This is a genomic window from Thermogutta sp., from assembly GCF_014359955.1.
Classification (GTDB): domain Bacteria; phylum Planctomycetota; class Planctomycetia; order Pirellulales; family Thermoguttaceae; genus Thermogutta.
On sequence record NZ_JACIYL010000545.1, the window covers coordinates 1 to 3,065 of the forward strand.

Here is a 3,065-nt window from a genome sequence, read left to right on the forward strand (position 1 = left end):
AAGAGGCCGAGGAACTCGTGCGGGAGGTGCAGGCTTCCCTGCACGATGCGGCTCTCAATGAACCGCTCTTTTGCCGTCGGTATCTTCGGCCGGTGCTGCTGGCAATCGCCATTGCCGCCTTCAATCAGCTTTCCGGGATTAACGCCGTGCTCTACTACGCCCCACGGATTTTCGAGATGGCAGGCGCCAAGAAGGACGCGGCGTTTCTCCAGGCTGTGGTGGTCGGCGGGACGAACCTCATCTTCACGCTGCTGGCGATGAGCGTCATAGACTATTTCGGCAGAAAATTCCTCATGCTCGTGGGATCCATCGGCTACATTGTCAGTCTGGCGACCACAGCGGCGGCCTTCTACATTTATGGCACGCACTTCGATCGGCTAGGCAACATCATTGTGCTGGCCAGTTTGGTGGTGTTTATCGCGTCCCACGCATTCGGTCAGGGGGCGGTGATCTGGGTGTTTATCAGCGAGATCTTTCCCAACACCGTCCGCGCCAAGGGGCAGGCCCTGGGAAGTTTTACCCACTGGTTCATGTGCGCTTTGATTTCCTGGACCTTTCCGGTCATTGCTGCGGCCTCCGGCGGGCACGCCTTCGCGTTTTATGCGGCGATGATGGTCCTGCAGCTTCTGTGGGTGATCTTCGTCATGCCCGAGACAAAAGGAATCCCCCTGGAGGAAATCGAGCGTCGGCTTTTGGGGACCGATTCCGCGTCCGCAACAGTACCGCCGACCAGGTCGTGCTCCTGAAAGGAGAAATACGCCGTGAAGACAATCGCGATGATTGGGTTGTTATCGTGCAGTTGGGTGGTAGCGGGGATTTTAATCGCCGGCGAAAAGGCGGAGCCACCCGTTCGGCCGGATATTCTCGTGGACGATTTTGAACGCGATTCTTACGCGCCCTGGGTGGCCGAGGGGGAAGCCTTCGGTCCCGGCCCGGCGAGCGGCACACTCCCGCGGCAAATGGAGGTGACGGGCTATCACGGTCGTCGGCTGGTCAATTCGTACTACGGCGGGGATGGCACGGTGGGGACGCTGACGAGCCCTCCCTTCACCATCGAGCGGCACTACCTCGCCTTTCTCATCGGTGGGGGCGGCTATCCGGAAGAAACCTATATGGAGCTTCTTGTGGATGGGAAGAGTGTGCGTCGCGCCACGGGACCGAACACCGCGCCCGGCGGCTCGGAAGAGCTGGATTGGGCTGTCTGGGACGTCCATGAGTTTGAAGGCCGCACTGCTGTCCTGCGGATCGTTGATCGCCGCACCGGCGGTTGGGGCCACATCAATGTGGATTACATCCTTCAAACCGATCGCAATCCGCTGGAGCAACTCAAGCCCCTGGAAACAGCGGTTCAGTCGCGGTACCTGCTGCTTCCCGTGGCCGGGGATGGACCGCGGACGCACTGTCGCCTCATGTTGGGCGATCGAGTCCTCCGCTACTTCGACATTCACATTGCCGAAGACGATTCAGACGTGAGATTTTGGGCGGCGATTGATCTGAGTGATTATCGGGGCCAGACGCTGCGCTGGGAAATCCGTCCCCGTTCTGCCCGCGTTCTGGTGGAAAAACGTCTTCGACAGAGCGACGCCCCGGTTTGGCCGGACAACCTCTATCGGGAAGCGTATCGACCGCAGTTCCATTTCTCACCGCGGGTGGGCTGGACCAACGATCCCAATGGCCTGGTGTACTATGATGGGGAATATCACCTGTTTTTCCAGCATAATCCGTTCGGGATTCGCTGGGGTAACATGACCTGGGGCCACGCGGTGAGCCGCGATCTGGTTCACTGGGAAGAGATCGGTGACGCCATCTTTCCCGACGAGCGGGGCACCATCTTTTCCGGTTCAGCGGTGATCGACCTTTCCAATACCTCGGGGCTTGGTCGGCCTGAGCAGCCGCCTCTGTGTGCGTTTTACACCGCCGCCGGTGGCCATTCCTACAAACCCTGTCCCTTCACGCAGTGCATGGCCTACTCGCTGGATCGCGGTCGCTCATGGACGAAATACGCCGGTAACCCTGTGGTGGATTTCATCGCGGATGAAAATCGGGATCCAAAGGTTTTCTGGTATGAGGCGACTCGGCGCTGGATCATGGTGCTCTATGTTCGGCGGGACGCGTTCTCGATCTTTTCTTCCCCTGACCTGAAAGAGTGGACCCTGGAAAGCGAAGCGGCGTTTCCGACGGCCCACGAGTGTCCCGAACTCTTTCCACTCTCGGTGGAAGGGGAACCGAACGAAGTCCGCTGGATTCTGTGGACGGCCTCCGGCAACCATTTGATCGGCCGATTTGATGGCCATCGCTTCACCGCAGAAAGTGACGTGCTGCGCAGCGAATGGGGAAAAAATTGTTATGCAGGACAGACGTGGAACAATGCACCGGGTGGCCGACGGATTTTCATCGGGTGGATGAATTCCGATGGTTCCGCGTATCCGGGGATGCCTTTCAACCAGCAGATGACGGTACCCCGGGAATTGACGCTCCGCCGCACGCCGGAAGGCCTGAGCGTGTTTGCCCGTCCCATCGAAGAACTTGCGTCGCTCCGTACGAAATCGATGCGACTTCACAGCATCCCGCTGGAAGGTGACAATCCATCCCAATCGTGGCCGGTGGGCGATCTTCTGGATATCCTGTTCACTCTTCAGAGCGGATCGGCACACGAAATCGTTGTCGACGTGAAGGGTGTTAGGCTGACGTGGTTTCCTAGCCGCGGAGAGTTGGAATGTCTGGATCGACGGATCACCGATCTGCCGAGAGATCGTCCGCTCGACCTGCGATGGCTCGTCGATCGCACGTCGCTGGAAATTTTTGCCCTGGACGGCAGATACGTGATGTCGTTCTGCTGGCCATTTGGCCCGAAGCCCGGGCAGCTCACGATCACGGCACAGGGGGGCGATGCGGTGATCGACTCTCTGGAAATTCACGAGCTGCGCTCGATCTGGGAAAACGTCACCCGTCAGGGCGAGCAAGAAAAGCGGGACGGTTGAGAAGATCCTCCAGAATCCGCTCCAGGCGTTCCATCCGGCGATCGAAACTGTAGTGCGTTTTCACATGCTGGCGGGCGCTTTCCC

General features: G+C 59.1%; 2 protein-coding genes. Both read left to right on the plus strand.

The features are described from left to right. The coding region (locus tag H5U08_RS14180; RefSeq protein WP_297034393.1) for an MFS transporter at positions 1-746 on the plus strand (746 nt) is incomplete at its 5' end. Positions 747-761: 15 nt separating this feature from the next. Further along, positions 762-2,981 carry a GH32 C-terminal domain-containing protein gene (locus H5U08_RS14185; protein WP_297034396.1) on the plus strand — a complete coding sequence of 740 codons (2,220 nt, stop codon included), beginning with the start codon at positions 762-764 and terminating at the stop codon, positions 2,979-2,981. Positions 2,982-3,065 lie beyond the last annotated feature (84 nt).